The following is a 7,071-nucleotide window of genomic DNA, read 5'->3' as shown; positions in this document are numbered from 1 at the left end:
GGCCGTGGCGAGGGCGCTTGCTGCCGCTGGGAGGCCGAGCGCGAGCCAGCTCCCTCGCCACGTACCGACTCAGGATGCGGTGCTCCCCAGGGTCGAGCGCAGCACCCGCACCGGCACCGATTTGTAGGACGGCGTGCCGCTGTCCACATCCAGGTAGTCCAGGGGCACCAGGCGGTTGGCCTCGGGGTAATAGGCGCCTACTGTGCCCGGGGCGATCTTGTACTCGATGGCGGTGATGTTTTCGTAACGCAGGCGACGCCCGCCGATGACCGTCTCGATGTCCACCAGGTCGCCGTGGGCCAGGCCACGGGCGGCCAGATCCCCGGGGCTGATGAACAGCACGTCGCGCCGGCCGAAAACCCCGCGATAGCGGTCGTCCAGGGCGTAGATGGTGGTGTTGTACTGGTCGTGGCTGCGCAGCGTGATCAGGCGCAGCACATCGGCGCCGTCCACTTCCTTGTCCTCGTGCAGCCCGGGAAAGACAAAGAACTCGGCCTTGCCCGAGGGCGTCAGCCATTGCCGTTCGGCCGCCGCCAGGGGCATGCGGAAACCACCCGGTACACGGATGCGGGCGTTGTAGTCGTCGAAGCCGGGGACGGTCTGCTCGATCAGGTCGCGGATCTTGTCGTAGTCGGCCACCAGTTCCAGCCAGGGCACGCGGCTGCCGGGCAGCGTGGCCTTGGCCATGCCGGCGACGATCGCCGGTTCCGAGAGCAGCAACGGCGACGCCGGGGTCAGCTTGCCCGCCGAGGCGTGGACCATGGACATCGAGTCCTCCACGGTGATGGCCTGGCGCAGGCCGTCCTGCAGGTCCAGCTCGGTACGGCCCAGGCAGGGCAGGATGAAAGTCTCCTTGGCCACCAGCAGATGGCTGCGGTTGAGCTTGGTGGCTACGTGAACGCTCAGGTCGAGCTTGGCCATGGCCGGGAAACACTGGCCAGGGTCCGGCAGGGCCACGGCGAAGTTGCCCCCCAGGCACAGCAGCGCCTTGGCACTGCCGGCAATCATCGCTTGCATCGCCTGCACCGCATCATGGCCGTGGGCCGAAGGCGGCTTGAAGCCGAACGCCTGTTCGAGCTTGTCGAGGAACGCCTTCGAAGGTTTCTCGGTAATGCCCACGGTGCGGTTGCCCTGCACGTTGGAGTGCCCGCGCAACGGGCAGATCCCCGCCCCTGGCTTGCCCAGGTTGCCCCGCAGCATCAGCAGGTCGCAGATCAGCCGCACATTGGCGGTGCCTTCGTTGTGCTGGGTGATGCCCATGCCGTAGGTGACGATGGTGGCATTGGACTTGGCGTAAGCCGCCGCGACCATTTCCAGGTCCGCCTGGTGCAGGCCGCTGGCCTGTTCGATGTCCGCCCAGGCGGTGGCGTGCAGATCCGCCACCAGGGCCTCGAAGCCCAGGGTGTGCTCGGCGATGAACGCCTGGTCGAGGACTTGCCCGAGGCTGTCCTCCAGGGCCAGCAGGGCCTTCATGATGCCCTTGATCGCCGCCGCGTCGCCGCCGGCCTTGACCTGGAAATACGACGAGGCAATGCGGGTCGAACCGTAGGTGGCCATCTCCACCATGTTCTGCGGGTCGGCGAAGCGTTCCAGGGCGCGCTCGCGTAGCGGATTGAAGACCATGATCGGCACCTTGCGCCGTGAGGCTTCATGCAGGGTGCCCATCATCCGCGGGTGGTTGGTGCCCGGGTTGTGGCCGATGGAGATGATCAGCTCGCAGAGGTCGAAGTCCTCCAGGGACACCGTGCCCTTGCCGATGCCGATGGAGCGCGGCAAGCCGACACTGGTGGGTTCGTGGCACATGTTCGAGCAATCGGGAAAGTTGTTGCTGCCGTATTCCCGGGCGAACAGTTGGTACAGGTAGGCCGCTTCGTTGGAGGCGCGACCGGAGGTGTAGAACTCCACCTGCTCCGGTTGCAGGCCGCGCAGGATCTGACCAATGCGCTCGAACGCCGCCTGCCACGACACCGGCTTGAAGGTGTCGCTGGCACGGTCATAAACCAGAGGCTCGGTGAGGCGGCCCAGGTCTTCGAGCTGGTAGTCGGAACGCTGCAACAGCGAGGTCAGCGGATGCTCGGCGAAGAAGGCCGGGGTCACGCGTTTGTTGGTGGCTTCCCAGGTCACTGCCTTGGCGCCGTTTTCACAGAACTGGAAGGTCGACTTGTGCTCCTTGTCCGGCCAGGCGCAACCGGGGCAATCGAAGCCATCGGGCTGGTTGGTGCGCATCAGAGTCAGCGGCGCCTTGAGGGTGTCCATCTGTTCGCGCACCGCGGTGGCGGTGGCCTTGAGTGCGCCCCAGCCACCGGCGGGGCCATCGTAGTTGCGGATTCCGGGAACCTTGCGTCGAGTGCTCATGATCGCTCCAGGGCCGACCCGGCACGACGCGAGTCGGTGGTTGCGGATGGTCGAGGCGTACCCGGGCGGGTTGCCAGGGGCCTGGATCACTGGGGGAAAGTGCGTGGCCAATCGGCCGACACTGGATAAAAACTAGCGCTGCGCCCCGGCCTGTCAAGGTCAGGTGCCGACCGGTACAGGCGCGGCGCTAGCAACCGGGTCAACGGGCGTGGAACCCATTGCAGGTTCCCGCCCAGCTTCCCCTGCACTCATTGCAAAACGCTGCGCCGACGTTTGAGGGTCCAGCCCTGCTGCATGCCGGCGGCGGCCAGCAGAATCGCGCCGACGCCCACCCATTGCAGCAGGCCCAGGCGATGACCGAAGGCCAGCCAGTCGACGAAGATCGCCGCGATCGGATAGATGAAGGACAAGGCCCCGGTCAACGCCGTCGGCAACTTCTGAATCGCCCCGTACAGCAGCACATACATCACCCCGGTATGCACGATGCCCAGGGTCAGCAGGCTGGCCCAGGCCGTGGCCTGCTGGGGCGGCGCGCCGAGGTTGGCCCAGGGCGCCAACAACAGCACCCCGGTACAGACCTGGATCAGCGCAATCAGGTGTGGCGGCGTACCGCTCAGGCGCTTGATCAGCAACGCGGCGAAGGCGTACAGCAAGGCCGCGCCCAGGGCCAGGGCGATGCCCAGCAGGTAGTCGTTGCCGGTTTCGCCCTGGGCGCCGTGGGCACTGACGATGGCCAGCATCCCGGCAAAGGACAGGCACAGCCAGAACAGCTTCTGCGGGGTGATCTTCTCCCCCAGGAACAACGCCCCCAGGGCCACCAGGATAAAAGGCTGGACGTTGTACACCGCAGTGCCGATGGCGATCGAGGCTCGGGAATAGGAGCCGAACAGCAGCACCCAGTTGCCGACAATGGCCACGCCACTGAGCACCGCCAGGATCAGCGTGCGCCTGGTCAGAATATTCTTACGAAGAAAACCGAAAGCGCCGCAAATCAGCAGCAAGGTCGCGGCGCCGAACAGGCAACGCCAGAACACCACGTCCAGTACCGGTTGCCCGGACACCAGGACGAACCAGCCGATGGTTCCGGAAATCAGCATGGCAGCGGTCATTTCCAACGATCCGCGACGAGTCAGTGCATCCATCATCAAGCTCCTCTGGCAATGGGCAAATTATGCCCAGCGCGACCTGTCCATCGCCAGATCAAAACCTAGGCTAGACTGCATCAAGGCCTTTTTTATAAAGGCAAAATAGCCATCCTACCTAACGAGATCGCCATGCTTGATGCCATCGACCAGGCACTGATCAGTGCCCTGATGCAGGACTCCCGCCGCTCCCTCAAGGCGCTGGCGCAGATCAGCGGACTGTCTGCCCCCAGCGTCGCCGAACGTTTGAAAAGATTGGAAGAACGCGGCGTGATCAGTGCCTATACCCTGGAGATCGACGCAAAACTTCTGGGCTACCAGTTGCAGGCCATCGTCCGCATTCGTCCCTTGCCGGGCAAGCTGCAGGAGGTGGAACGGCAGATCCTGGCGATTGCCGAGTTCACCGAATGCGACAAGGTCACCGGTGACGACTGCTTTATCGCCCGCCTTCAGGTGCGCTCCATGGAACAGCTGGACAGCCTGCTGGACCGCCTCAACCATTTCGCCGAAACCAACACCGCGATCATCAAGAAATCGCCGATCAAGCGGCGTTTGCCGCCCCTGGAGTGAACGCCTCTCCCGGGGCGCGAAAGGAGGCAGATTCGACAAAAAAAGCCGCTGAAACGCCTGCGCTAGAGGCATTTCTTACAAGATCATTAGTAATCCCCCTACAACTTCTCAGGAAATTTCCTGGAAAACATAAGACGATTCTTAAAGTGCCGCAGACGTCTTTTTGGCGCCAATTTCAGTGATACCCTGCGAATCCTCTGACGACCCCACAAGCAAAATGCCCGCTCCTTGATAGGACGCCGCGCGTTTTTGTGGGCTCATGCCTGCCGAAAAGCCGAGTAAACAAAAACGATGCCGATCCGCGTCCAGATAGCCGATGACCATCCCCTGACTCTGATTGGGATCCACACCCTGCTGGAGAGCCGTGCCGACCTGGAGGTCGTCGCCCAGGCCCACAGCGTGGAAACCCTGCTGGAGAACCTGCAGCGCCAGCCCTGCGACCTGCTGCTGACCGACTTGATGATGCCCGGTGGCGACCAGGTGGACGGGATTCGTCTGATCCGTCGCCTGCGCTCGCTGTATCCGAAACTGGCGATCGTGGTGATCACCATGCTCGACAACCCGGCGCTGATCAGCAGCGTGCTCAAGCTGGGGATCCAGGGGCTGGTGAGCAAGCGCGGGTTGCTCAATGACCTGCCCAAGGCAGTCGCCGCCACCCCGCGCTCGCCCTTTGTCTCGGCGTCGATCCAGCACTTGCTGGACACCAGCATCGCGCTGCACGGCAAGCCGCTGATGCAGCCCGAGCAACTGTCCGCGCGGGAGATCGAGGTGCTGCGCCTGTATGGCACCGGCATGAGCATAGGCGCCATAGCGCTGCACCTGTGCCGCAGCAAACAGACCATCAGCACGCAAAAAAGCAGCGCCATGCGCAAGCTCGGCCTGGACACCTCGGCCAGTCTGTTTCTCTACATTCAGGAACACGGCCTTTCCTGAGTCGCCCTGTGCGGCAAAATCCCGGAGCTTACCCCCTATGCCCCTGATTTCGCTTTCCTTCGTGCGCCGGAGGATGCGGCGCTTTTGCCTGCTGTTCATTCCTCTGACGCTCCTGAGCACGCCGCCAACCGCCCGCGCCGATAACCCGGACACCGCGACAGACGGCAACCTGCCATTGAACAAGCTGCTGGCGATGCGCAACAGCCTGCCGCGCAAGACCCTCAAAGTAGCCCGCGTCGTGCCTCCCGACCGGCCTCTGGAGAGCGCCGGCAATCAGGTCTTGACGTCGATCTCCGATGACTACCTGAAACTGATCGGTGAACAACTGGACCTGCGCTTTCAAAATGTCGAGGTGCCTTCGCCCCAGGCCGCCGTCCAAGCGCTGCGGGAGCACCGGGTCGATCTGCTGGCCCGGGCCACCGAGTTCGAGGAGGCCAACCCTAACCTGCGCCTGAGCCTGCCCTACCTGCGCAACCAGCCGATCATCGTCGGCCGCACCAGCGACCAGAGCCTGCCCCTGGACCTGCAGAACAAACAGGTACTGGTGCTGGAAAACTACCTGCAACCGGAGCAGGTCCGCCAGGCTTACCCCCAGGCGCTGATACGCAGCGTGCGCACCACGGCACTGGCCTTCGAACAAGTGGCCCAGGGCGAAGCGGATGCCTTTATCGGCGATCAGTTCCGCGCCAACCTGTATCTGCAGGCACGCCCGGACCTGGCCCTGCACAACAAGTTTTCCGCGCACCTGCCCACCACCGGCTTCGCCTTCGCCGCACGCCGCGACGAGCCCACCCTGCTGGCCCTGCTCAACCATGTGCTGCACAGCATTCCCGAGACACAGAAACTCAAGGTCCAGCAGCGCGCCAGCCACGGCCCCTTCCCCTACTCCCCCACCGATGCCTTCATGCTCAGTTCCCAGGAACTGGCGTGGCTGAAGAATCATCAGCAGATCAACCTGCTGGCCCAGGAGGCTCCGCCCTACCTGTATATCGACAGCGACGGACAGTGGGCGGGACTGAGCATCGACCTGCTGCAGACCCTGGCCAGCTCGTTTCGCCTGAAACTGAACATCCAGCCCAGCCTGTCCCGCAGCGACGATCTGGAACAGTTGAGCCAGGGCCGGGCCGATCTGACCAGCCGCACCCTGGGCATCGTCGACGGTGCGCAGGGCGTGCGTTTCAGCCAGCCCTATGGCACCCGCACCTGGACCTTCATCATCCGCACCGGCGACAGCTCTCCCAGCTCCCTGGAAGCGTTGGAAGGCCGCAAGCTTTCGCTGTCGCGCCATCACCCGCTGTATGACCATCTGCGCCTGCGCTACCCCAAGATCGAGCTGCTGCTCACCGAGAACTACCAGCAATCCCTGGACCTGGTGCTGCAGCACCGGGTAGATGCCACCCTGGACAGCCTCAGCGCCAGCCAGACCCAACCCGGCGCGGGCCTGCAATACGGCCTGTCGATCAAGGCCACACCCAGCCCCCATCAATTCGCCGTGGCGGCGAACGCCGGCGAATTGCTGAGCATCCTCAACAAGCTGCTGGACTCGCTGTCGCGCACCCCGCAGAGCGATATCCAGGTGGTCGCCGAACACCCCCGGGACAACTTCTGGCAATGGGCGGCCGAACAGGCCTGGCACATCGGCATCGTGGCGCTGGTGATCTTCGTCCTGTCCCTGCTGTGGAACTGGCGACTGAAGATCCAGGTCAAGGAGCGGATCTGCGCGCAGACCCGGCTGCAGGACAAACTGGCGTTCCAGTTCTCCCTGCTCAATGGCCTGCCGACGCCCCTGTACGTGTGCGACCTGCGCGGACGCCTGAGCACCTGCAACCGTGCCTACGAAGAGTTTTTCTCCACCGCCGAGGATCTGGTCCAGAACTGCCTGCCTACCGAACAGCCGAACATGCCGGTGGACTTCGCGCAGATCCTGCAGGACGAACACCGGCAACTGCTGAACAACCACCGGCCGCGGTTTCTCGACACCAGCCTGGTGATCAAGGGCGAGCAGCGCTACCTGTATCAGTGGCTCGTGCCGTTCTACAACGCCCGGGGCCAGTTGCAGGGGCTGCTGGGG

At 63.9% G+C, this 7,071-nt stretch carries 5 protein-coding genes; 3 read left to right on the top strand and 2 right to left on the bottom strand.

Annotation, left to right across the window (positions count from 1 at the left end; genetic code table 11):
* Window positions 1-69: 69 nt before the first annotated feature.
* Both BLX41_RS17335 and BLX41_RS17330 read right to left on the bottom strand, forming a co-directional pair.
* On the bottom strand, window positions 70-2,355 hold the full coding sequence (locus tag BLX41_RS17335) for an FdhF/YdeP family oxidoreductase (protein ID WP_123725875.1): 2,286 nt from the start codon (window positions 2,353-2,355) through the stop codon (window positions 70-72).
* A gap of 248 nt (window positions 2,356-2,603) precedes the next feature.
* Window positions 2,604-3,497, bottom strand: coding sequence for a DMT family transporter (locus BLX41_RS17330; protein WP_123725874.1), 894 nt, complete (start codon window positions 3,495-3,497; stop codon window positions 2,604-2,606).
* Window positions 3,498-3,629: 132 nt separating this feature from the next.
* On the opposite strand from BLX41_RS17330, the gene BLX41_RS17325 reads away from it, so the two are divergent.
* The 3 genes from BLX41_RS17325 to BLX41_RS17315 form a co-directional block, all read left to right on the top strand.
* Window positions 3,630-4,067, top strand: a complete 438-nt coding sequence (locus BLX41_RS17325) for an Lrp/AsnC family transcriptional regulator (RefSeq protein WP_123725873.1) — start codon at window positions 3,630-3,632, stop codon at window positions 4,065-4,067.
* A gap of 291 nt (window positions 4,068-4,358) precedes the next feature.
* Window positions 4,359-5,000: a response regulator gene (locus BLX41_RS17320; protein WP_123725872.1), complete on the top strand. Its 642-nt coding sequence runs from the start codon at window positions 4,359-4,361 to the stop codon at window positions 4,998-5,000.
* Window positions 5,001-5,037: 37 nt separating this feature from the next.
* Window positions 5,038-7,071: transporter substrate-binding domain-containing protein (locus BLX41_RS17315; protein ID WP_123725871.1), on the top strand; the 2,034-nt coding region annotated here is incomplete at its 3' end.

The sequence above is a fragment of the Pseudomonas protegens genome (assembly GCF_003732485.1).
Lineage (GTDB): Bacteria > Pseudomonadota > Gammaproteobacteria > Pseudomonadales > Pseudomonadaceae > Aquipseudomonas > Aquipseudomonas protegens_B.
This window is presented reverse-complemented; position numbering and strand designations above follow the sequence as displayed.

Excerpts from the sequence above, each read along its gene's own strand:
- BLX41_RS17325 (WP_123725873.1), top strand. The coding sequence starts at position 3,630 with ATGCTTGATGCCATCGACCAGGCACTGATCAGTGCCCTGATGCAGGAC.
- BLX41_RS17330 (WP_123725874.1), bottom strand. The coding sequence starts at position 3,497 with ATGGATGCACTGACTCGTCGCGGATCGTTGGAAATGACCGCTGCCATG.
- BLX41_RS17335 (WP_123725875.1), bottom strand. The coding sequence starts at position 2,355 with ATGAGCACTCGACGCAAGGTTCCCGGAATCCGCAACTACGATGGCCCC.
- BLX41_RS17320 (WP_123725872.1), top strand. The coding sequence starts at position 4,359 with ATGCCGATCCGCGTCCAGATAGCCGATGACCATCCCCTGACTCTGATT.